Source organism: Brachybacterium huguangmaarense (assembly GCF_025725725.1).
Lineage (GTDB): Bacteria > Actinomycetota > Actinomycetes > Actinomycetales > Dermabacteraceae > Brachybacterium > Brachybacterium huguangmaarense.
On record NZ_CP107020.1, the window covers coordinates 821,896 to 844,134 of the forward strand.

Annotated in this window: 18 protein-coding genes; 6 read left to right on the forward strand and 12 right to left on the reverse strand. The window is 72.6% G+C overall.

The window, feature by feature from the left end; genetic code table 11:
* Positions 1–212: 212 nt before the first annotated feature.
* The 3 genes from BRM3_RS03530 to lysX all read right to left on the reverse strand — a co-directional run bounded on the left by BRM3_RS03530 (position 213) and on the right by lysX (position 7,029).
* Positions 213–1,853 carry an LssY C-terminal domain-containing protein gene (locus tag BRM3_RS03530; protein ID WP_263594721.1) on the reverse strand — a complete coding sequence of 547 codons (1,641 nt, stop codon included), beginning with the start codon at positions 1,851–1,853 and terminating at the stop codon, positions 213–215.
* Positions 1,854–1,929: 76 nt separating this feature from the next.
* Positions 1,930–3,525, reverse strand: coding sequence for a variant leucine-rich repeat-containing protein (locus BRM3_RS03535; RefSeq protein WP_263594722.1), 1,596 nt, complete (start codon positions 3,523–3,525; stop codon positions 1,930–1,932).
* A 108-nt stretch (positions 3,526–3,633) separates the two neighbouring features.
* Positions 3,634–7,029 carry a bifunctional lysylphosphatidylglycerol synthetase/lysine--tRNA ligase LysX gene (lysX, locus tag BRM3_RS03540; protein WP_263594723.1) on the reverse strand — a complete coding sequence of 1,132 codons (3,396 nt, stop codon included), beginning with the start codon at positions 7,027–7,029 and terminating at the stop codon, positions 3,634–3,636.
* 219 nt (positions 7,030–7,248) lie between these two features.
* Here lysX and BRM3_RS03545 point away from each other — a divergent pair, with 219 nt between their 5' ends.
* Together BRM3_RS03545 and BRM3_RS03550 are read left to right on the forward strand one after the other, a co-directional pair.
* Complete coding sequence (locus tag BRM3_RS03545; protein ID WP_263594724.1) at positions 7,249–8,517, forward strand: alpha/beta hydrolase; 1,269 nt, start codon at positions 7,249–7,251, stop codon at positions 8,515–8,517.
* A 142-nt stretch (positions 8,518–8,659) separates the two neighbouring features.
* Entirely contained in the window at positions 8,660–9,496 is an 837-nt protein-coding gene (locus tag BRM3_RS03550; RefSeq protein WP_263594725.1) for an aldo/keto reductase, read from the forward strand.
* Positions 9,497–9,542: 46 nt separating this feature from the next.
* Here BRM3_RS03550 and BRM3_RS03555 read toward each other — a convergent pair whose 3' ends face one another.
* Genes BRM3_RS03555 through BRM3_RS03565 form a run of 3 tightly spaced genes read right to left on the reverse strand, consistent with a single transcriptional unit; the run spans position 9,543 to position 11,698 of the window.
* Positions 9,543–10,400 carry an SDR family NAD(P)-dependent oxidoreductase gene (locus tag BRM3_RS03555; protein WP_263594726.1) on the reverse strand — a complete coding sequence of 286 codons (858 nt, stop codon included), beginning with the start codon at positions 10,398–10,400 and terminating at the stop codon, positions 9,543–9,545.
* A 52-nt stretch (positions 10,401–10,452) separates the two neighbouring features.
* Entirely contained in the window at positions 10,453–11,064 is a 612-nt protein-coding gene (locus BRM3_RS03560; protein WP_263594727.1) for a DinB family protein, read from the reverse strand.
* A 58-nt stretch (positions 11,065–11,122) separates the two neighbouring features.
* A complete protein-coding gene (locus BRM3_RS03565; RefSeq protein WP_263594728.1) occupies positions 11,123–11,698 on the reverse strand; it encodes a DinB family protein in 576 nt (191 codons plus the stop codon).
* 142 nt (positions 11,699–11,840) lie between these two features.
* Here BRM3_RS03565 and BRM3_RS03570 point away from each other — a divergent pair, with 142 nt between their 5' ends.
* The 4 genes from BRM3_RS03570 (at position 11,841) to BRM3_RS03585 (ending at position 15,743) form a co-directional block, all read left to right on the forward strand.
* A complete protein-coding gene (locus tag BRM3_RS03570; protein ID WP_263594729.1) occupies positions 11,841–12,854 on the forward strand; it encodes a helix-turn-helix transcriptional regulator in 1,014 nt (337 codons plus the stop codon).
* 317 nt (positions 12,855–13,171) lie between these two features.
* The gene (locus BRM3_RS03575; protein ID WP_263594730.1) at positions 13,172–13,492 is read left to right on the forward strand and encodes a hypothetical protein; all 321 of its coding nucleotides are present in this window, start codon (positions 13,172–13,174) and stop codon (positions 13,490–13,492) included.
* Between the two features lie 410 nt (positions 13,493–13,902).
* A complete protein-coding gene (locus tag BRM3_RS03580) occupies positions 13,903–15,066 on the forward strand; it encodes a histidine kinase (protein ID WP_263594731.1) in 1,164 nt (387 codons plus the stop codon).
* Positions 15,063–15,743 carry a response regulator gene (locus BRM3_RS03585; protein ID WP_263594732.1) on the forward strand — a complete coding sequence of 227 codons (681 nt, stop codon included), beginning with the start codon at positions 15,063–15,065 and terminating at the stop codon, positions 15,741–15,743. Before BRM3_RS03580 ends, BRM3_RS03585 begins: the two co-directional genes overlap by 4 nt.
* A 503-nt stretch (positions 15,744–16,246) precedes the next feature.
* Here BRM3_RS03585 and BRM3_RS03590 read toward each other — a convergent pair.
* The 6 genes from BRM3_RS03590 to BRM3_RS03615 all read right to left on the reverse strand — a co-directional run bounded on the left by BRM3_RS03590 (position 16,247) and on the right by BRM3_RS03615 (position 22,222).
* Positions 16,247–17,098, reverse strand: coding sequence for a GH25 family lysozyme (locus BRM3_RS03590; RefSeq protein ID WP_263594733.1), 852 nt, complete (start codon positions 17,096–17,098; stop codon positions 16,247–16,249).
* A gap of 69 nt (positions 17,099–17,167) precedes the next feature.
* Complete coding sequence (locus BRM3_RS03595; protein ID WP_263594734.1) at positions 17,168–17,905, reverse strand: glutamine amidotransferase; 738 nt, start codon at positions 17,903–17,905, stop codon at positions 17,168–17,170.
* A gap of 309 nt (positions 17,906–18,214) precedes the next feature.
* A complete protein-coding gene (locus BRM3_RS03600) occupies positions 18,215–18,556 on the reverse strand; it encodes a cupin domain-containing protein (protein WP_263594735.1) in 342 nt (113 codons plus the stop codon).
* Positions 18,557–18,621: 65 nt separating this feature from the next.
* Positions 18,622–19,386, reverse strand: a complete 765-nt coding sequence (locus tag BRM3_RS03605; protein ID WP_263594736.1) for a GntR family transcriptional regulator — start codon at positions 19,384–19,386, stop codon at positions 18,622–18,624.
* Positions 19,387–19,536: 150 nt separating this feature from the next.
* Complete coding sequence (locus tag BRM3_RS03610) at positions 19,537–21,153, reverse strand: MFS transporter (RefSeq protein ID WP_263594737.1); 1,617 nt, start codon at positions 21,151–21,153, stop codon at positions 19,537–19,539.
* Between the two features lie 103 nt (positions 21,154–21,256).
* Positions 21,257–22,222 carry a sugar phosphate isomerase/epimerase family protein gene (locus tag BRM3_RS03615; protein ID WP_263594738.1) on the reverse strand — a complete coding sequence of 322 codons (966 nt, stop codon included), beginning with the start codon at positions 22,220–22,222 and terminating at the stop codon, positions 21,257–21,259.
* Positions 22,223–22,239 lie beyond the last annotated feature (17 nt).

Consider the following 22,239-nt stretch of genomic DNA (forward strand, 5'->3'; position numbering starts at 1 on the left):
GCCGTGCAGTCGAGAGGACGGATCGTCGGGTGCGGCGTCGCCACGGGGACGGACATGCACGGGCTGGCGGCTGTCTCGGAACGGTGGGGGGTGTGACCCCTGCCACTGCGGCGACCGTCGCCGCGGTGGTCGGCACCCTACTACGTCCCTGGGACGATGCGCGGGTGAACAGGTCGATCCTGTGGATGGTGACCGAGTCGTGACCTGCGGTGTCACTCCTCGACGCGACGCTGCGACTCCCGCTCCGAGAGCCCGTCCGCGACCAGTTCCCCGGCGCCCGGCAGGTCGCCGACCGGCTCCAGCAGGGCGGCACGGCTGCCGCTCTCGCGCGGGGTGAGCACCCAGGCGCGCGCGGCGTCGGAGGTGATGGCCATGACGACGAGCACCGAGACGCCGGCCGCGGCGAGCGCACCGTGCTCCCCGCCCGGGGCGTCGAGCAGAGCGGTCGCGCCCGCGAGGCGCACGAGGGCGTCGGCCGTGAACAGCGCCGTGAGCAGCACGCGCGCCCAGCGGCTGCGGCGCAGCACGCCGATCACGAGGGCGAGGCCGAGCAGCCCCACCACGGTGGCCTGCCACAGCGCGGTGGGGTCGGAGACGAGCACGACGGCCTCGGAGAGCACGGGGCCCAGCTGGTGGCCCACGAGCTGGGAGATCCACTGCCCGGCCACGAGCAGCACCTGCACGACCGCGACGACCGCGACGAGCGCCACGGTGGGCGGCGGCAGATGGTGCACGCTCGCGTTGTCGACGGCGTCCTGGACGTCGTGGAGCACCTGGTGGAACTGACCGGCGAGCTCGGACCGGTACGAGCCCGCGGTGTGCGGCCGGCGGCCGCCGTCGGCGGGACGGGCGACACTGCGCAGCTGGCTGACGGCGCCGCGGTGCTCGAGCGCCCGCGAGCGCAGCACGGAGGTGCCGGTGGGGCGGTGCCGCGGGAGCATGACCGCCGTGGCCCCCGCCGAGCGCTCCCGTGCGCCGCGCAGGTCGATCACGGGGAGGTCGCCGTCGGTGCGCAGCCGGTCGCCCTGGCCGTTGCGATGGTGGTAGGCGGTCGAGAAGTCCTCGATGACGTTCACGGGGATGCGCGGGTCCGCGTAGCGCAGGGTGTCGACGAGGTAGTCGCGCTCGAGGTCGATCTGCTCGTCGATGCGGTGGGTGATCTGGAGGGTGAACATCGAGAAGCCGACGGCGCGGTCGAAGGTGCCCGCGGCGAGCCAGTCGACCCGTTCGCCGCCCGGCAGCACGAAGTCCTCGGGCATGCGCCAGAAGCGCACATGGTGGCGCTGCGCGGTGGTGCCGCCCACCTCCTGCTGATAGGCGAAGTCGTGGCGCCGCCCCATGAGGTACAGGTCGGACATCGGCGCGGCCTCGTAGGAGCGGCGCAGCACCGAGGCGACCACCATGCGCCAGGCCGAGCCGAGCGTGCGCTCGTCGGCGAGCACCCAGCCCGCGCGGCGCATCGCGACGTGCAGGTCGGTCTCCTCGCCCTCGAGCGCCACGTTCAACGGGTCCGAGAGCACGCCCACGGAGGTGCGTGTGCGGCCGATGAAGTAGTCGGGGAGGTACAGCACGGTCAGCAGCTGGTGCAGGCGCGGCAGCGCGATGTAGGTCAGCAGCACCCAGAAGGCGACGAGGTACAGCAGCCGGACGAGCGAGAGGGAGAAGCCCTCGCGCAGGTAGAGGCCTGCGAGCCACAGCGACAGCGCGAGCCCGATCACGACGAAGACGGCGTCGAACAGGGCGGGCAGCCCCAGGCGCAGCGGGCGCCGTCCCGGACGCGGCGGATGCTCGTACACCGGTGCGCTCGTCGGCACGGGCCGGGAGAGCGGCGTCAGCCGGGGCGAGCGGTCCACGGCCCGATCGTATCCGGGGCGGCCCGACGACGCCGAACCGACGTCGGGCCGTGCCCGGTGCCGGCGGGCCGTGGCCTCAGAACGTGTCGGACGACGACTTCGAGACGGTGAAGCCGTGCCCGGTGCGCTGGTTCCAGCAGGTCATGCCGCTGGACTCCGAACGGCACGCGACCTCGCCGTTGGCCGCCGTGGAGCCGTAGGGCAGCTCGGTCCCGCCCCCGGATCCCGGGGTCCCGTACGAGCTGCCGCAGTCGACGGTCGGACGGTCACCGGCGACGGCGATCGAGAACGGCGACGCGGTGTCGGTGCAGTTGCCCGAGGGCGGGAAGGACCAGGTGCCGATCGAGCAGCCGACCGAGTCGTCGCCCAGCTCGCACGTGATGTTGCCGGTGGGCGAGCGCACGGAGGTGAGGTCCTGGGCGTCGTCGGGCGCGGGCGAGACGAGGGCCTCCGACGACGAGGAGGACGGCGACTCGCTCGTCGACGAGGAAGATTCCGTGGGTGTCTCGGACGCCGAGGTGGTGCGGGTCGTGGCGCCGCCCGTGTCGTCGCCGCCTCCGCCGCGCACCAGGTAGGCGCCGATCCCGACCACGACGACGAGCACGATCGCGAGGGCCAGGCAGCCCAGGCCCACCCAGAGCAGGGTGCGCCTGCCCGTGCCGTCGCCCGAGCCCGACGACGGGCCCGTGCCTCCGGCGGGCGGCTGCGGCGGGGACCCGTAGGCGGCCGGCGAGGCGTAGGCGGCAGGAGAGGCCGCGCCCGCGGCGCCCGCTGCGGCGGGGCGTGCCGGGGAGGGAGAGGAGCCGGCGCTCCTATAGGCGGCCGGGGACGCGTAGGAGGCAGGGGTCGGCGACGGATCGGCCGACCGCTCGGCGGGGGCCGGAGAGACCGCGTCGAGGTAGCCGGTCACGCGCGGCAGCGAGGGGCGCTCGTCGGCGTCACGGCTCGACGGCTCGGCGGCACGCGAGGGCTGTTCGGGAAGGGGGACGACGTGCTCGGCCGTGGGCGTCGCGGGCACGGGGCCGTCGGAGGACGCGGCGTGTCCGGGCAGCACCTCGGTCGGATGGTCCTCGGCGACGGGCAGCACGTCGGTGGGGCCCTCGTCGCCGACGGGAGCCGTCGCAGGCTCCCCGGTGGTCTCGCCCGGCGACGCCGTGGGCTCCGCGGGCTCCGCGAGGGCGGGCGGCTCCGGCGTGGACGACGGCTCCGGCTCGGCGCTCACCGCGCCCATCGCCTGTGTGGCCTCGAGGTCGACCGCGTCGACGGGCGCGGTCTCGGGCTCGTCGGCCGGCGTCGCCACGCTGTCGATGCTCGCGCCGTCGGCGCCCGCGTCGGTCGTGCCCGCGGCATCGGCGCTCGCGGTGTCCACGCTCTCGGCGTCGGTGTCCGCGGGCCGGTCCGAGCCGAGCCCCCACGCGTCGCCGCCGGCGTGAGCCTGCTCCGCGACCTCGGCGGGGTCGGCCGAGGCCGCCTGGGCGTCGTGCCGCGTGGTGCGGTACAGCTCGGCGGCCGAGCGGTTCGAGGCGAGGATCCACTCGCGCGTGCGCTCGGGGCACGACGGGTTCACCGCGACGAGCGACTGCAGCTCCGGAAAGGTCTCGGCGATCTCGGTCAGACGTTCGGGTGACGTCGAGTCGTCGAGAGCCTCGGAGGCTTCAGGGGGCAGGGCCATATGGATCGCTCCAGACGGTGCACTCGGGTATCGGCTGTCGCCGGTGGGCTTCGCGGAATGGTAGTCCACCGCCCGTCATGGCCGAATCCCGTTCCTCGCAAGGAACGGTCAAGGACGCGGGGTCGGCCGCACGAACGGGAAGGTGAGCACCTCGCGGATGCTGGTGTCGGTCAGGAGCATCACGAGCCGGTCCAGCCCGATGCCCAGGCCGCCCGCCGGCGGCATCGCGTTCTCGAGGGCGAACAGGAAGTCCTCGTCCACCTCCATCGCCTCCGGGTCCCCGGCGGCGGCCTTGAGGGACTGCTCGGTGAAGCGCCGGCGCTGCTCGAGCGGGTCGGCGAGCTCGGAGTAGGCGGTGCCGATCTCCATGCCGCAGATCACGAGGTCCCAGCGTTCGACGAGGCCCGGCTTGGACCGGTGCGGGCCGGTCAGCGGCGAGGTCTCGGCCGGGAAGTCCGTGTAGAAGGTGGGGCGCAGGGTGCGCGCCTCGACGAGCTCGCCGTACAGCTCCTCGAGGATCGCGCCCGGGCCCATGTCGTCGCGCACGTGCACCTCGTGCTCCCGCGCGAGCTCGAGCAGCACGTCGATGTCGGTGTCGAGGCCGAGCGGACGGCCGACGGCCTGCGACAGGGCCTCGCCCATCGGGATGGCGGGCCATGGGCCGGAGACGTCGGTGAGCAGGGACTGCAGGCGCGCCGCGGCGTCGGCGGGCTGCTCGGCGAGGCTGCGCCCGCGCAGGTCCACCCCCGTGCGCACGTCGTGCAGCGGAAGCACCTCGGCGCCGTAGAGCGCCCGGGCGGAGGCCTTGATCATGCCCTCGGTCAGCCGGCGCATCCCGTTGTAGTCGCTGAACGGCTCGTAGGCCTCGATCACGGTGAACTCGGGGTTGTGGGTCGCGTCGGCGCCCTCGTTGCGGAAGTTCTTGCCGATCTCGAAGATCGGCCCCATGCCGCCGACGAGCAGGCGCTTGAGGGCCAGCTCGGGGGCGATCCGCAGGCTCAGGTCCGTCGAGTAGGCGTTGATGTGGGTGTGGAACGGGCGGGCGTTGGCCCCGCCGTGCACGGTCTGCAGGATGGGCGTCTCGACCTCGGTGAAGCCCGCCGTGCCCATGTGGTCGCGCACGGCGCCGATCACGATCGAGCGGGCCCGCAGCAGCCCCGCCGAGCGGGGGTGCACGATGAGGTCCGTGGAGCGGCGGCGCAGCCGCGACTCCGGGTCCTCGAAGGCGTCGAAGGGGATCGGCTGGAGCGCCTTGGACGCCATCTGCCAGGCGCTCACCACGAGCGACGGAGTGCCGGTGCGGGAGGTCCCGGCGCGTCCCTCGAGCTCGACGATGTCGCCCGTGTCGACGGCGGCCCGCCACAGGTTCACGCGCTCGCGCGGGATCGCGGAGCGGCCGATGATCGCCTGGAAGCCCTCGTTGCCGTCGACGATGTCGGCGAAGCACACGCCGCCGAAGTCCCGCAGGCGCCGCACCCGCCCGGCCACGCGCAGCATCGGGGTGGGGGTGGCGGCGTCGTCGGCGCTCGGGGGCGCCGTCGCGGCCGCCCGGATCGCGCGCACGACCTCGGCGAACGGCTGCGGCGGATGCAGGCCGATGGGATAGGGCTCCATGCCCGCCTCGCGCAGGAGCTGCAGATGCCGCACCCGGTGCTGGGACTGGTCGCTGCGGCGGGGCCCGAGATCGGCGACGTCGACGCGGCGGGCGTCGATGCGGGCGATCGCGGCGAGGTCGTCCTCGCCGAGCCGGGCCGGCGGCGTCTCGCGGTGCCGCCTGAGCATCGGGACGAAGCCCTCGAGCTCCCCGGCGGCGAGCGCCGCGCGCGCGAGGCTCAGCACGGAGTCCACGAGGATGTACCGGGGCACCCAGTCGGGACGGTACTTCTCGTTGGAGCGGTAGAGACGTTCGAGCTGGAAGTAGTGATCGAAGCGGCTGAGCGCGCGGGCGGCGAGGCGGGTCCCGGGATCGGCCCCGACCTTCTCGGCGTCGACGAACACGCCCCGGAACATGGCGAAGTTGAGGCTCACGTCGCGGATGCCGAGGTCCCCGCCCTCGCTCAGGAGGGTCGTGACCATGAGCTCGGTGACCCCGCCCGGGGCGTCGGGGCTGCGCCGCATGACGTCGAGGGACGCGCCGTGGCGCCCCCACGGCACGAAGCTGAGCAGGCCCTTCCACGCGCCCGTCTCGTCCTCGGCGACCACGAGCACGCAGCTGCCGTCGGCGGGGTCCCCGAGGCGCCCGAGCGCCATCGAGAAGCCGCGCTCCTCCCCGCCCTGGCGCCACTGGTCGGCGAGGCGGGTCATGCGCTCGCGCTCGTCGTCGGTGAGGCTGGCGTGCCGTCGGACCGTCGCGGTCAGCCCGGCCGCCCGGGCGTGGGACACGGCGCGCCGCACCGGTGTCATCGTGGTGGTCGCGAGGTCGAAGCGGTCGGCGTGCAGCACGGCCTCGTCGCCCATCGTCACGGCGGCCATCCCCACGTCGGACCAGGCGCGCGCGGCCCGCTCCCCCGCCGAGAGGACCGCCGGCACCCAGCCGCTCTCGCGGCACATGTCGAGGAAGGCGCGCATCGCGACCGGCCACGCCGCGTGCGGGCCGATCGGGTCGCCCGCGGCCATGCACACGGCGCCGCGCACGCGGTAGGCGATCGCGACGGTCCCGTCGGCCGCGAACAGCACGTCCTTGTCGCGCCGGGTGGCGAAGTAGCCCAGGGAGTCCTCGGAGCCGTGATCGGCCAGCAGCGAGCGCAGGGCGATCTCGCGGTCCGGCGTCCAGGTGTCGGCGCTCTTGGCGGCGCGCAGCAGCACCACGGCGGTCGCGAGGATCGTGACGCCCATCAGGAGCGCCGTGAGCCACGGGATCCACACGGGCACGTCGGTGAAGCGCTCGTCGCGCACCAGGCCGAGCGTGCGCAGCACCGAGTAGCGGAGGATGCGCAGGTCGTCGAGGCCGTGGCCGATGGAGGCCACGAGCAGCAGGTGGGTCACGGCGATCGCGATGATCGTGCCGCTGGCCAGCACCGCGACGGACCGCAGCACCGCGCCCCGGGCGAGCCGGCCGGGGAACAGGGAGCGCACCCTCCACAGCAGCGCGAGGGCGGCGACCGCGACGAGCGGGCTCAGCGCGTTGGCGATGAGCGCGAGCCACAGGTGCCATGCCCGCCCCAGCTCGGAGAGCTGGACCAGGTGGGTGGCGAGCGCGACGACCACGAGGGCGGACAGCAGGCCCCCGCCGACCTGGAAGATCGCGACGATCCACAGGGCGATGCGCTTGCGGCGGATCAGGGCGCCGGTGATGAGGCCCAGCAGGACCACCGACACGATCGACGGGAACAGCGGCACGTTGAGCACCGAGAACAGGAACTCGGGGATCGTGATGCCGCGTGCGCTGCCGAGACGCCCGAACAGCACGAGGATCACGGCGCTCGCCGCGGCGATCGCGTGCACCCAGATGATCGCCATCGCCCAGTGGCGGAGCCGGTCGCCGGTCTGCTGGTCGCGCTGCACGCTGGCCTCCCTGCTCTCGCGCCCGGGCCGGCGCGTGGATCCTCGTCGGCCGGGCACAGGTCGCCGCGGCACGCACCACTATCGTAGTGACGCCGAGGCCCCGGACCGAGGGTGGACCCGGCATCCCGGGAGACCTCCGGGATCGATCGGCCACGTGCGGGTGCATGATCGACGGCGGAGACATCCGGTGATGCCGGGAGCGGAGCGGAAGAGGCGGCCATGCGTCCTGGGTTGACCCTGGCGGAGAGCACGGGGCCCCTGGCCCTGACCGGGCCGGTGGTCGTCGGCGGTGTCACGGCCCTCGCGGCGCTCGCCTTCGTGCTGGGGATCTGGTGGGTGCCGCGCGTGCTGCGCGCCCGCGGCACGGGTCGGGTGCGCGCGGTCCTGGTGCAGGCCGTCACGCTGATCCTGTGCACGGCCCTCGTGATGGTCGCGACAGGGGTGTGGCTCAACCGCGCGTTCGTGTTCTACGGCTCGTGGAGCGATCTGTTCGACTCGGGGTCGACGCAGATGAGCACGCACCTGTACGGGAGCGCCGCGGGTCAGGGCACCGTGGGCGGGGCGATCGGAGCGGACGCGGACCCGGCGGGCACCGCCGTCCCCCTCACGGCCGCCGAGCAGCGGGCGCTCACGGCCGCGCGCACGGCGCCGGCGACCGCGCTGCAGGCCGACCCCCTGCGCGACCCGGCCCTGGCCGGCGTGACGGACGCCCGCGGGGGCCAGGACGTGTGGGTGACCATCCCCGCGTCCGCCTCGGACGTCACGCAGCAGGCGATCGTGCACCTCCCGGCCGGGTACATGCAGCACCCGGACCACCGCTACCCCGTGCTGCTCGCGTTCACCGGCATCCCGGGCTCCCCCGAGACGTGGGAGCAGGCCTTCGACCTCGGCGGCAGGCTCGACGATCTCGCATCCCGCGACAAGATCGCCTCCGCCATCGTGGTCATCCCGATCGTCTATCCCGGAGCCGACGACACGGAGTGCGTCGACCCGAGCCACGGCCCCGGGCGCTACGAGACCTGGCTCTCCCGGGACCTGCCCGCGTGGATCCACGAGCATCTGCGCACGATCGAGGACCCCTTCGCCTGGGCGACGATCGGCTACAGCGCGGGCGGCTGGTGCGCCTCCATGCTGTCCGTGCGCCATCCGGACCTCGCGCGCGCCTCGATCTCCCTCGGCGGCTACTTCGTCGTCGACTACGCCAAGGGCCAGCAGCGCACCGCCCCGGACGACCCGCGCTACGACCTGCCCGCCCTCGTGGCGCACGAGCGGCCGCCCGTGGTCATGTACTTCTTCTCGGGCGGCGAGGACCGGCTCACCGAGCCGACGCTGGGTGAGATGAGCCAGGCGGTGCAGCCCCCGACGGCGCTCACGGTGCGGCGCACCCGGTACGGCGGCCACATGCTCACGCTGTGGGTCGCACAGCTGCCGATCTCGCTCGGCTGGCTCGCCGGCCACGAGGCGGGCTTCACGCCGACGCCCCGGTGACGTGGGCGACCCGTGCGCGCCCGGCGATCCGCTGTGCGTGAACGCAGGTCGCCCGCCTGGACGTGACCCCACGGGGGCGACCTAGGGTGGCCAGGACAGCTCCGGAGCGCCGGAGCCACCCGACCACCCTGAGGAGTCGCACATGACCACCGTCCCCACGATCACGTTCCACGACGGCCGCACCATCCCGCAGCTCGGCTACGGCGTGTGGCAGGTCGAGAACGACGTCGCGGCCGATGTCGTCGAGCAGGCCCTGCGCGCCGGCTACCGCCACATCGACACCGCCGCCGCCTACCGCAACGAGGAGGGCGTGGGCCGCGCGATCCGGGCCTCCGGGGTCCCGCGCGAGGACATCTTCATCACCACCAAGCTCTGGAACCAGGACCAGGGCTACGAGTCCGCCCTCGCGGCCCTCGACGCCTCGCTCGAGAAGCTCGGCACGGACTACGTCGACCTCTACCTGATCCACTGGGCCAGCCCGCAGCGCGGCACCTACCTCGACTCGTGGAAGGCGCTCGTCGAGCTGCAGAAGCAGGGCAAGGCGAAGTCGATCGGCGTCTCCAACTTCCCGGCCGAGCAGCTCGAGGAGATCATCGAGGCCACCGGTGTGGCTCCTGCGATCCACCAGATCGAGCTCCACCCGTACTTCCAGCAGGGCGAGCTGCGCGCGGTCGACGCCAAGCACGAGATCGTCACCGAGTCCTGGTCGCCGCTGGGCCAGGGCGGCGGCGAGCTCGAGGACCCGGTCATCACGGAGATCGCCGAGAAGCACGGCGTCGAGGCCGGTCAGGTGATCATCGCCTGGCACCTCGCCAACGGCCTCGTGGTGATCCCCAAGTCCGAGACGCCGTCGCGCATCGTGTCCAACTTCCGCTCGGCGGACCTCGAGCTGTCGACGGACGAGGTCGAGCGGATCAACGGCCTCGACCGCTCCCCCGAGGGCCGTCAGGGCGCCGACCCGGCCAACCCCGGCTTCTGAGCCGCGCGCGGCCCCTGCCCGCACGCCGGGCCCGGGCACGAGCCCTTCAGCCGTGGCCCGGGCCCGGGCCCTGCAGCAGCAGGCCGCCGTCGACCGGGAGCACCACCCCCGTGATCCACGCGGCCTCGTCCGAGGCCAGGAACGCGACGGCCGCCGCGACGTCGGCGGCCTCCCCCACCCGCCCCAGCGGATAGAGGGGGGCGAGGCTGTCGGCTCCGCCCTCGACGCCGTGCCAGACGCGCGTGCGCACGGTGCCGGGGGCGACGGCGTTGGCGCGGATGCCGTCGGCGGCGACATGGGCGGCCAGGTTCTGGGTGAACGCGAGGAGACCTGACTTGGCGGCCGCATAGGGCTCGCCGCCGATCACGACGAGGGCGTTGACCGAGCTGATCGTGACGATCGCGGCGCGGTCGCTGCGCCGCAGCAGGGGCAGCGCCGCGCGCACCGTGCGCACGGGCCCCATGAGGTTCAGGTCGAGCAGACCCTCCCACACCTCGTCTCCCGTCTGCGCCGGTCCCCCGTGGTCGACGTTGCCGCCGGCGACGTGGGCGAGCACGTCGATCCGCGCGAACCTCTCGGCGATCTCCGCGAAGGCCTCGTCGACCCCGCCTCTGTCGGTGACGTCGAGACCGACGGCGGCATGGTCGGCCTCGCCGATCCGGGGCAGGGATGCGACCCGGGCGGTCGCCGCCTCGAGGTCGAGATCGGCGGCGACGACGCTCGCCCCCTCGGCCGCGAGCCGTTCGGCCGTCGCGGCGCCGATGCCGTGGGCGGCGCCGACCACGAGGGCGACGGCGCCGTGGAACCGCAGCGGGGAGGGATCAGGTCGCACGGACGGCGCCGGGCACGGCGCCGTCCGTGCGGGCTCTGCGCCGTCCTGAGCGTGCGGGTCGACGGTCGTCATGGGCACACCGTCTCATGCCCGCCGCCCCGCGGCGGCCGGAACCTGCGGGCTCTCAGCGCGTGTGCGCGTAGAGGTCCCGCAGCAGCGCCACCTCGGAGAGGTGGTGGATGAGCTCGCGATGGATGTGCGCCACGAGATCGGCCCGTGAGAGCTCGGCGTACGGGCCCTCCGTCTCGCCGACGGGCTGGGCCAGATCGTCGTCCGACCATCCGCGGACGCCCTCGATCCAGCGTGCGTACTCGGCGTCGAGCTGGGCGAGCGCTCCGTCGGCCGTGGCCGCGTAGTCCCAGGTCATGTAGTCCGCCTCGGGTCCGCCGAAGTGGGAGTGGTTGCGCATGGCGAGCACGCCGACGATGACGTGGGCCAGGCGCCAGGCGATCGTCGTGAAGGGCGCCGGCTCCGGCTCGGGGTAGGCGAAGTCGATGACGAGGTCGCCGGAGCCGCCCTGGATCCACCCGTCGGGGAGATTGTCCCGGGGCGGGTGCACGGTCCAGATGTCGTGGTCGGTCGTGGGGTCGAACAGGTACTCCTCGTCGCTCAGCCCGTCGAGGCGGGGGCGGATCTGCTGGGTCCAGTGATGGGTGATCTGCTCACCGAGGACGCAGCCGATCGAGTTTTCGTTCGCGGCGGGGATGTTCTCGGCGTTGCTGTCGTTGCTGGTCATGGCGGGACTCCTGGTGCTGGATGGCGGGCAAGGTCTGGTCGGGAGGGGAACGGGGCGCTCACTCCCAGCCGGCGGGAGGCCAGGGCTCGCCGTCGGCGAGCGCGTTGAGCTCGTAGGCGCGTCGGCCGTCGATGCTCTCCCGGATGATGTCGGCGTGCCCGCAGTGGCGGGCGACCTCCTCGATGCAGTGCGCGGCCACCCAGCGCGCGGGCCAGGTGTCGAGGTCGGAGGGGAACCAGGGCGCGTCCGGGACGGGGATGCGGCGGTCGGGGTCGACGGCCCGGACGACGGCCTCGACCCGGTCGGCCGCCTCCCGCAGCTCGGCGATGAGCGAGTCGGCGGTGTCGTGCTCGCGCACACCTGCCGGGTCGCATGCGCCCGCGGCGAGGTCGGCCGGGTCGGTCATCCCCTCGGGCTCGGCGTCCGGGTCGAGGGAGGCGACGAGACCCCCGCGCAGGATGAGCGAGACGTGGCGGGCGATGATCGCGAGGTTCATCCCGCTCGCGGTCGGCACGGCGCGGATCTGCTCGCCGCTCAGCCCCTGCAGGGTGGTCGAGAGCTGGCGGATCTGCTGGGCCGCGAACGTCGCGAGCATGTCGTTCTCGTCGGTGACGGTGGGGGTCAGGAAGGGCATCGGGGTCTCCTGTCTCGGGGCGGTCGGACGGGCGGCGTGCCCGGCGATCTCTCCGGTCCGGTGGCCGCCGTCCGGGCGGGCAGGGCCACTCTCCTCGCTTCGGCGGACAGTTCCTGTCCGCGGACTCGGGCAGACTTCCCTCATGAACGACGTGACGTCGCGGACCCTCCACCTGCTCTCGCTGCTGCAGTCGCGGGCCGTCTGGTCGGGGGCCGAGCTGGCCGAGGAGCTCGGCGTGACCGCCCGCTCCGTGCGGCGCGACGTCGATCGGCTGCGACGCATGGGCTATCCGGTGCTCGCCTCGACGGGACACGGCGGGGGCTATCAGCTGGGCGCCGGCCGCGCCCTGCCTCCGCTGCTGCTCGAGCGCGACGAGGCGGTGGCGGTCTCCGTCGGCCTGCGCCTGGCGGCGGCCTCGGGCATCGACGGGCTCGGCGAGCATGCCCTGCGTGCGCTCACAGCGCTCGACCAGATCCTGCCGCCGACGGTCAGCGCGGAGGTCGGGGCGCTGACCGGGGTGCTCGACGTCGTCACCTCGCGACCCTCCTCGGTCGCCCCTCCCACGCTCGTGACCGTGGCCCGCGCCGCACGCGACGGGGTGCAGCTGCGCATCGAGTACGAACGCCGCGACGGGGAGCGCTCGTCCCGGCGGCTCGAGCCGTATCGCGTGCTCTCGGTCGACGGCCGCTGGTACCTGTTCGCGTGGGATCTCGACCGGGAGGACTGGCGCACGTTCCGGCTGGATCGCATGCTCGCGGCACGCGCCACCACGTTCCGCTTCGCCGCCAGGACGCTGCCCGACGTCGAGGCGTACGTGCGCGAGTCGATCACCGTCGCGCCGTACGCGACGACGATCACCGTGCGCATCCTGCGCCCGCTGGCCGACGTGGCCCCGCACATCCCGGCGACGATCGGCAACCTCACGCCCGACGGCGCCGCGGCGTGCGTCCTGCGCGTGGGCGGGGACGACCCGCTCTGGCTGGTCCTGCACCTCGCACATCTCGGCATGCCGGTCGAGCTGCTCGACCCACCGGGCCTGCGCGACGTGGTCGCCCGTCTCGGCCAGTGGTTCGACCAGACGCGGGGAGGGTTCGACCAGGCGCGGGGAACCGGCGGCGACTCGGACGATCTCGAGGCGCGGACACTCGACGGCTGAGAGGCGCCGATCCGCGCGCTTCCCCAGGGGCGTATCACCCCGACCGACGGCTCGGCGGGCGTCTCACGAGCGTCTGAGCAGCGTCTTGGTGCGGTCTGCACGAGACCACCGAGGGAGATCCACATCACAGAGAAAGGTGCTCGCAGCCCTCCCTCAATTCGACAAAACACCTGTTTTCGGGCAACACAAAATACGGGCCATGGCATTTGGTATCAAAAAGGTAAATTCCCTATCTAGGTCTTGTAGCCAGGGTCCGGGGTGGCGCAGGATGCGTCTCAGAAAGAGTGTTTCACGCCATCCCGGAAAGAGGAATCGCCATGACGATGCACACCGAAGAAAAGTTCGAGCACACCCCCCGCACCGCTGCGGCCTCCCCGAGCCGCGGTCGCCTCGTCGGACGCGTCGTGGCCACGAGCGTTGCGGCCGCCGCCCTGGCTCTCGGTGCCGCCGTGCCGGCGAGCGCCGCCGTCGCCAACGCCCCCCAGGCCGTCGGCGCAGTGGCGAGCGTCTCCAGCGCGCTGCTCGGCGGAAGCTCGGAGAGCACCTCCGCGTCGAGCCTGCCCACCGGGGCGGCCAACTTCCTGGGCGGCAAGCCGTGGCAGTGCTTCCTCTTCCCGGCCATGAAGAGCTGCAGGTGACAGGCGACGCCTTCTCGGCGTCGACTTCCACCCCACGCAAGAAGATTCGTGGCCGAGCACTTCCGTCGCTTGGTCACGAATCTTCCCCGCGTCGCCGGATGATCTTCTCCTGGCAAAACGGGCCTGGGGAGTTCGCTGGATGAAGTAACCTGAGTGCTGTCCTCTGAAGTTGGCGCCACGACGTCATCGATGCCGCCCGACGGACATCAGCACATAATCGGGCGTACAACAACGCCGGACAGACTCAGGCGGAGGCCATCTCGGTGCAGGTTGCGAGCGCGGATCACGATCCCCGCCCCCCCATGCGATCGCGGCGACGGAAGCGGGATGCCACGTCGGGCCCCCGGCGGCAAACCCCGTCGCAAGAGGCCCTAGCGGGGCCTTCCCGCGGATTCAACGCCATACGGATCGTGCTCACGATCGCGGCCTTCGCGTTCGACTTCGTGGTATGGGGCGGCCAGACGCATTCCTGGGCAGGTGACGACCTGCCCTTCCCCCTCATGCTTGTGGCGATCCTCGCCGTCTATGCCGCGATCGCCTTTGTCCGGTCGCCCGTTCCCGGGTTCGTCGCGATGATCGCTCTCGGTGCCACCGGGTTCGGAATGGACACCTACGCGGGCCTGGGGGGACTGCTCGTCTCGATATTCCTCGTGTCCTATCGCCTTCAGCGGCGCGGCGCGATCTTCGCTCTTCTGGCCACGATCTTCCCCCTCGCCAATCATGTGCTCGTGGCGGCCCGCTACCTGAGTGATGCGGGGCCTGCCTACATCGTCAGCACGGCCGGCACCTGGTTCCTCGCCTTTCTCATCGCCTGGGGGGTCGGCCGCTTCCTTGCGCGCACCGAACGTCGGCTCGCCGCGACGCGTCAATGGGCGGTTCAGGCCCGCGATGAGGCCCTCGCGGCGGAACGTCTGCGCATCAGCCGCGACCTGCACGATTCGGTCGCGCACGCCCTGACCGGCATCGTGCTCCAGACCGCCGGCGTGCGGGCGGGGCTCCGTCGCTCCACCCTGAGCCGCGAACAGCTGGACCAGGCCCTCGCCACCATCCAGGAGGCCTCCGAGCAGAGCGTCCGCGAGATGCACCGGCTGGTCGGCCTGCTCCGCGAGGACCAGGCGCAGGACGGCGGCGTGAACGGCGTCGAGGAGATCCCCCGGCTGGTCGAGAACTCCCGCGCGAGCGGCCTCGACGTCGTGATGCAGACCGTCGGAGATCCTGTCTCGATCGACACCAGCATCGCGCGCGCGGCCTTCCGGGTCGCGCAGGAGGGCCTGTCCAACGCGATGCGCCACGGCCGTCCCGGCGCGAAGGCGGAGGTCACCGTCGAGTGGCGCCCCCGCTCCCTCGCGGTCTCGGTCCGTAACGGCGCCGGCCCCTCCTTGGCGGATCAGGACGACGGCATCTCGCTCCCGAGCGGCGGCTTCGGCCTGATCGGCCTGCGCGAACGGGTCGCCGTTCTCGGCGGCTCGCTCGAGGCCGGACCGCAGGGCGACAGCTATCTGCTCCGTGCAACCATGCCTCTCGACGGCGCGCCTGCCCCGGCCGTCATCCCCCCGAAGAAGGAGCAGAAGTGACGCGCGTCTACATCGTCGACGACCAGCCCATGGTGCGAGCGGGCATCTCGATGCTCCTCGCCGGAGAGGACGACCTCGAGGTGCTCGGCGAGGCGGGATCCGCCGACGACGCGATCGCGGAGATCCGTCGCCTGCGCCCCGATGTGGTCCTCATGGACGTGCGCATGCCGGGCACGGACGGCGTGAGCGCCACCCGGGAGCTGGTCTCCGACGTCGGGGCGAGCCCGGACCAGATCATCCGCGTGCTCATCATGACCACCTTCGACGACGAGGACGTCGTGGTCCGTGCGCTCCAGGCCGGTGCGAGCGGCTACCTGCTCAAGCACGCCTCCCCCACCGAGATCGCGGACGCCGTGCGCCGGGTCGCGGCCGGGGACACGTGGCTCGACGCCCGCGCCGCGGCACGGATCGTGGAGCGTCTGCGGCCGCGGACGGCGGTGAGCCGCGACATCTCCGCCCTCCTCACGCCGCGCGAGCAGGATGTGCTGCGCATGGTGGCGGCGGGGCTGACCAATCAGGAGATCCGCGTCCGCCTCAACCTGAGCGAGGCCACCGTGAAGACGCACGTGGCCCGGATCCTGCTCAAGACCGGGTCACGAGACCGGGCCGGAGCGGTCGCCCTGGCCTACCGCAGCGGCTTCGCCCAGCCGGACGATCCGATTCCGGGCACCGACTGACCCGTCCCTTCCGCCGAGCCCCCTACCACGGATCCACACCGCCCGAGCACTCGCCGCGGCGGCGGAGCAACGTCCCGGGGCGGGTTCTGACACCCCGTGTCATCCCGATGGGGTACCCGGATACCGTCAGCGGTTGATCCGCTCGGGGGCGTCGGCGAGTGAAAATATCAAAGCTTGAAGAACGTCCGTCAGGGATAGGGGCCGCACCGTCTCCACCCCGACACGAAGCTCCGGGTTTCCGGACTTCGCGCTCCCGGCAGCAGGGGGATCTCCGCATCGGAGATGTTCTGCCGGGTCACGGTGCATGGCGCAATCCCCGCGTCGCCCGGTTCGCACCGGGCTGGCGGGGATGCGTGCGGTCGGGGCTCATGTCCCGACGGCGAGTCCGGGGCCGGGGGGCCCTGGATGTGCGGTCGGTTCCGGGGGGAGCCGGCCGCGACGAAGGCCTGGTCTCCGGGGGGAGGCCAGGCCTTCGTCCTTTCACACAGACCGGCGTGCCGGTCTCAGGCATCGATCGATGCGGCGTCCTGCAGGCCCGCCACGTCCATGACATCGAGATCGACCTTGGAGTCGATCCCGTCGACGCGCGCGTCGAACCGGACCTGCCAGATATCCCAGTCCGTCTCGGGACGCCGGGAGTCGCGCGTGTGCCACTGCGGCCGCTCGGTCTCCTCCGGGAGGGTGTAGCGGTTGCGCCACTCCCACGACGAGTAGACGACGACACGGCGCCCCCACGCCTTCTCGACGGCCGTCACGAAGGCGTCGACCTCCTCCTTGACCGCGGAGGAGTCCGGCTCCTGGGTGCATGAGCCGTCGAGCTCGAGGTCGACGGCCGGAGGGAGCGACCCCTCGTCGGGCGGCACGGCCGCCAGGAACGCCTTCGCCTGGTCGGCGCCCGAGGAGCACAAGGTGAAGTAGTGGTAGGCGCCGCGTGCGATGCCGGCCGTGCGCGAGGACGTCCAGTTGCTCGCGAAGGTGTCGTCGGTGTGGCCCACGCCCTCGGTGGCCTTGATGTAGGCGAAGGACACGCCCGCGGAGCGGACCGTCGTCCAGTCGATGTCCCCCTGGTGGGCGGAGACGTCGATGCCGAGCACCTCGCCGTCGCGCAGCGACTCCCCCGACGGCAGCTGCGAGAGGGCGCTCGCGTCGGTCGTGGTGCGCGGGATCGTGAGCGCGTCCGTGCCGGTGTCGACCGTCGGCTCGGCCGCCGCCGTGGCCTCGGCCTCGCCACCGTGCGAGACGAGGCGCACGAGGCCCGCCGTGCACGACACGAACACGATGAGCACGAGCGCGGCGAGGATCAGGGCGGCGATGCGCCGTCTCCGGAGCACCTGCTGCCTCGTGTAGCGGGGCACGCCGACATCGTAGGGCGCCAGGGCCGCTCTGTCGCAGGCCACGGCCTCAATCGGCGTGGCGCGGACGGGTCAGCGGGCGAACAGCTCCGCGAAGGAGCGCAGCACGCCGCCGGCGGCGTCGACGTCGACCGTCGCGATCACCTCGAGCAGATGCGCGAGCTCGTCCGGCTCGAAGTAGCCGTGATCGCGGTAGGCGTCGAGGCGCTGGGCGAGCCCGGGCGGGTCCAGCTCGGGGTGGAACTGGGTCGCGTACTGGCGCGTCCCGATGCGGAACATCTGCACCGGGCTCGCGGTGCCCGTCGCGAGCAGCACGGCGTGCGGGGGAAGGGAGCGCACGGCCTCCTTGTGCCCCACGAAGGCCATGAAGCGGTCGGGCAGCCGGGCGGTCCGAACGAGCGGGTCGACGCGGCCGGCATCGGTCAGCGACACCTCGATGGGGCCTGCGCTCTCGCCGTAGGTGCGGTCGACGACCGCTCCCTGGTGGACGCCCAGGGTCCCCACGCCGTAGCACGCGCCGAGCAGGGGCACGTCACGGGCCAGCACCCGGTCCAGGAGCGCGGCGAGATCGGCCTCGACCCGCAGCTGGAGGGGCGTCTTGGACTCCCGGGGATCGGACGTGGTGAACGGGCTGCCGCCGAGCATGATGCCGGAGACCTCGTCGAGGTCGAGCGGGGGCATCGGCGCCGCCTCGAGCCGCACCCGACGCAGATCGCGCTCGTCGAGCCCCGAGCGACGGCAGAACTGCTCGTACTCGGCGTCGGCGATATCGTCCTCGGGACGAGTGGCGATCAGGACGAACGGTTTCACGAGGGGATCGTACGTGCCCGGCCGCGCTCCGGACGGGACGGTCCACCGGACCACTGTCGCTCCCCTGCCCGCGACCGGCGCGTGACACTCGGACCGCGTGTCGCGGACGGGACGCTGGTGATGTGCTGTGGCGATATCGCCCGTGCATGTCACCAGCGTCCCGTCCGCGACCATGCGCCGCCGTCACCGCGCGTGTCACCGCGCGCGACCGGCACCCGGGCCGCCGGGTTCGACGTGCACCCGGCCGCGAACAGCCCCTCCCGACAGCCGAGCGCGCCGTCCCCGCCCCCGACCCCGTGCGCCGGTCCGCTACTCCCCGTGGCTCTCGATGCCGGGCACGCTCGTGACGGTGGTCAGCAGGAACGCGGCGTCGGTGAGCGCCTCGACGCCGTGGCGCTCGTGGGTCAGGACGAGCAGCTCCCCCGCGGAGGCCTCGACGTCCTCATGGCTCGTGACCCGCACGGTGCCGCTCAGCACCTGCAGCGACGCGGCGGGCGGGGCGTTGTGATCGGCCAGGCGGGTGCCCGCGCGCAGGGCGAGCACGGTCTGACGCAGCGGGCCGTCGTGGATCATCAGCTCGGCGTGCCGGCCGTTCTCGGCGGCGAGCGCCGCGGCGAGGGTCTGCTCGGCGATCTCGGGCAGGGTGGGCATGGCTCCTCCTCACGTCCGCCGGGGCGTCGGCGCCCCGTGCCCTCCCATGGTCGCAGGCCCAGCCCTCAGTCGACGAGCGTCACCTCGAACGTGTAGCGCGAGGCGCGGTACACGTGGTGGCCGTGCTCGATCACGGCACCGTCGTTGGAGAAGACCTTGCGCTCCATCGTGAGCAGGGCGGCGCCGACGGGCTCGTCGAGCAGCTCCCCCTGCTCCTCGTCGGCCGTGATCGCGCCGATCCGCTCGTGGGCGACGGCGGCGAAGACCCCACGACGCCGCAACGCGTCGTACAGGCCGGTCGTCGAGAGCTCCTCGCGGGTCGGCGCGAAGCGCTCGGGGAGCGAGTTCATGAGCAGGGCCAGGGGCTCCCCGTCCACCCGCCGCAGGCGCACGAGGTCGAGGACGAGCTCGCCCGGCTGGAGCAGCAGGCGGCTCGCGACCTCGGGCGAGGGGCGCCCCACCCGGTACTCGAGCACCTCGGTCGTGGGGCGCTTGCCGGCGCTCGCGAGGTCGTCGTACAGCGAGGTCAGGGCCACGGGGCGGTTCACGCGGGACTCGACCACCTGGGTCCCCACCCCGCGCTTGCGCACGAGCATGCCCTTGTCGACGAGCTCCTGGATGCCCTGGCGCACCGTCGGACGTGACAGCCCGAGCCGCTTGGACAGCGCGACCTCGTTCTCGATGCGCGAGCCGGGCGGCAGCACCCCGTCGCGCACGGCGGTCTCGATGCCGTCGGCGAGCTGGAGGTACAGCGGGCGGGAGGCCGCGCGGTCGACGAGGAGCGGCAGCTCGACGGGCTCGGTGCCGGTCGACGTGCTCTGCGGTGCCATGCGCCTCCCTCGTCCTCCGGACTGCCGTTCGTGGCGCCCCGGCCCGTGCGTGTCCGAACAAATCTTACGCACACGACGACGAGGACCCGCCGGGGCCGCCGCGACCGTCCGGTGCGGCGACCCCCGCGGGTCCGTGCGTGGGGAGGTCCGTCAGTCGCCATACTCGACGCGGAAGTCCTCCTCGAACTGCTCGAGCGACACGTCCTTGGTCTCCGGCACGATCCGCCAGTAGAAGAGGAATGCCACGACATTGATGGCGGCGAAGATGAGGTAGGTCAGCGAGCCGCCGAGCCCCGCCATCATGGGCGGGAAGACGAACGCGACGATGCCGTTGAACAGCCACAGCGCGCACACCGAGACGCCCTGCGAGGCACCGCGGATCTTCGCGGGGAAGATCTCCGCGAGCAGCACCCAGGTGACGGTCCCCGCCTGCTTGATGAACACGAACAGCGACACCACGGTGAGCACGAGCCAGGGCACGAACACCGGGATGGTGTCGGCGATCGACCCGTCGTCCTTCATGTGCGGCTCGATGCCGAAGTGGAACAGGGCGGCGAGCACGAACAGGGAGATGGCGACCCCGGCCTCCTGGACCATGCCCACGTGGCGGCGCCGCAGACGGAAGATCACGTAGAAGCCGACGGCGGACCCGATCGCGGAGACGAGGCCGGTCACGACGTTGAGGCTGATCGCGGTGCCCGTCGAGAAGCCGGCGGCGCTCAGGATGGTCGGCATGTACCACATGGCCGTGTTGATGCCGGTGAGCTGGTCGAAGATGCCCAGCATGATGCCGATCCAGATGAGCCGCCGGGCCCATCTCAGCTTGAGGCCGTGGCGCAGCGTCCACTCCTCCTGCTCGGCCTCGGCCTTCTCCAGCTCGACCATCTCGGCGACCTCGCCGGGGATGTCGTCCTTGGCGGGGTCGCGCACCGTCTTGAGGCTCGCGATCACGTCGTAGTAGCGCTGGTTGGCGGCGAACCAGCGGGGCGACTCGGGCATGCGGCGCATGCCGATCCACAGCAGGATCGCCGGGATCGTGGCGAGCACGAGCATCCACCGCCAGGCGTGGCCGTTGCCGTCGGAGACCACGATGCCGGTGATGTGGCTGAGGTCGTCCCACGAGACGGTCTGCCCCGCCTGGTAGGTGCCGCTCGGATCGCTCTGCACGACGGCCTCGGGGGCGCGGTTGATGCGGGCAATGACCGCGTTCATCGCGTAGGCGACGAACTGGCCGAACACGATCATGAACTGGTCGGCCGCGACGATGGGCCCGCGGATCCGCTTGGGAGCCGACTCCGACAGGAACAGCGGGACGGTCGAGGACGCGCCGCCCACGGCCCAGCCGAGGATGAACCGGAAGGGGGCGATCACCCACACGTTCGGGGAGAACGTGCATCCCAGGGTGCCGATGATGAAGATGATCGCGAGCAGGATGATCGCGCGCCGTCGGCCGAAGCGGTCGTTGATCTGCCCGCCCACGAGCGCACCGAACGCCGCGCCGAAGGCCAGCAGGGAGGTGACGAGGCCCTCCTCCGTGGCCGTCAGGTGCAGACCGCCGGCGGCCTCGGGCAGGTGCATGTACGGCAGGGCGCCGGCGATGACGCCGGTGTCGTAGCCGAACAGCAGGGAGCCCAGCGTGGCGACCATCGCGATGGCGAGCGGGCTGCGGTGCTTGCCCCAGGCGGCGATGCGCTCGACGAGGCCGGGCACCTCGTCCGGGGTCGGGATCTTCCCCGGCGGAAGAAGGGAACGTGGGGAGTCGGACATCGTTGTCGTCCTAACGGGAATACTGCGTGATGGGTTGGCCGCGAGCCGGTCGCCGTGCAGGCGACCGGTGCGCGGGAGTCGGGGCGCCCCGGATGGGCTGCCCTCAGATGGCCGCGGGTCTCCAGGTCGGAGCCGCGCGGGGCATGACACGGTCGAGGAGCTGCACCGTGTGGCCGAGAGCCTCGACCGCGTCGATGTGGATGTCCTCGTGCTCGATGGACAGCACGCCGTCGTAGCCGGCGGCCCTCAGGTCGGAGAGCAGCTGGCCCCAGAACGTCTCGCCGCCCGGATGGCCGAGCCCGAGAGTCACGAAGTTCCACGCGCGCTCGGCGGGACGGTCGACCGGCGTGGTGTCGAGGACGCCCTCGACGTCGATGACGCGCGGGCTGAGCCGCACGTCCTTGGCGTGCACATGGTGGATCGCACCATGGAGCTGGGCGACGAGGGCGCGCGGGTCCGCGCCCTGCCACATGGGGTGGGAGGGATCGAGGTTCGCCCCGATCTGCTCCCCGATCTCACGGCGCAGGCGCAGCAGGGTGCGCGCGCCGTGGACGAGCTGGGAGCCGTGCATCTCGACCGCGAAGCGCACCCCGTGGTCGCGGCCGAACGCGGCCGTCCGCCGCCAGTACGGCAGCGCCACCTCGTTCCACTGGTAGTCGAGGATCGCGGCGGTCTCGGGGGGCCACGAGGTCGTGACCCAGTTCGGGGTGCGGTCGCCGGGAGCGCCGCCGGGAAGCCCGGACATGCACACGACGGTGTGCACGTCGAGGCGCTCGGCGAGGAGCACGGCCCGGCGCAGCACCGCGTCGTCCACGTCGCCGTGGACGGGGTGGAGCTGGTTGCCGTTGGCGTTGATCGCGCAGATCCGCAGCCCCCGGTCCTCGACCGCGCCCCGGAAGGCGGCGAGCGCGTCCTCATCGGCGAGCAGGGCCTCGGCGTCGCAGTGCGGCGCGGTGGACCAGCCGCCGATGGGGAACTCGACGTCCGTGACGCCGGCCGCGGCGGCCGCGTCCAGCATGTCGGTCAGGCTCAGGTGCGACAGCGAGTCGGTCACCATCCCGATGCGCATGGCTCCCCCTCTCCGGG